The following is a 558-nucleotide window of genomic DNA, read 5'->3' on the forward strand; positions in this document are numbered from 1 at the left end:
TTGCCAGGGACTCTTGATTCCCAGTATCTGGGCGTATAGGTCTTTGTCTCTCATAGGGGATTACGATAATCTACCCACTCCATTTGGGGAAGAGCCAAAAGAAGAACCCCTGGTACAACTCACATTGATACTTCGCAAGTATATTCAATTGTTCTTCACTCTCTACGCCTTCAGCCACGACATCAAGGTTGAAGTTGTGCGCCATATCAATGATGGTTTTGACAATTGCCGCGGCTCTGCCTTCGGCAGTGACGTCGTCCACGAAGGACTTGTCTATTTTAAGCTCTCCCAAAGGAAGGTTTTTCAGGTAGCGTAAAGACGAGTAACCAGTACCGAAGTCATCAATAGAGAACCTGAAACCATATTGAGTCAAGCGATGCATTACATCAACTACATTATCAATGCTGCTGGGCACAACATCTTCGGTAATTTCAAAAATGATTGATCTTGGTTCAATGTCGAACTGTTTGGCAAAGGTGATCACTCTATCTACAAAACCCTCTGCGCTATATTGGGTCGGAGAAACATTGATGGAGATGCTTTTAAGCCCTGATCTTT

The 558-nt window shown here is 43.9% G+C and carries 1 protein-coding gene; it reads right to left on the bottom strand.

Translation table 11 applies throughout. The features are described 5' to 3' along the window. Nucleotides 1-70 precede the first annotated feature (70 nt). A partial coding sequence (locus tag ACOCD2_RS25510) for an EAL domain-containing protein (protein ID WP_419619692.1) occupies nucleotides 71-558 on the bottom strand: 488 nt, incomplete at its 5' end.

The sequence above is a fragment of the Thiolapillus sp. genome, assembly GCF_048562965.1.
In the GTDB taxonomy this organism is placed as follows: domain Bacteria; phylum Pseudomonadota; class Gammaproteobacteria; order Chromatiales; family Chromatiaceae; genus Thiolapillus; species Thiolapillus brandeum_A.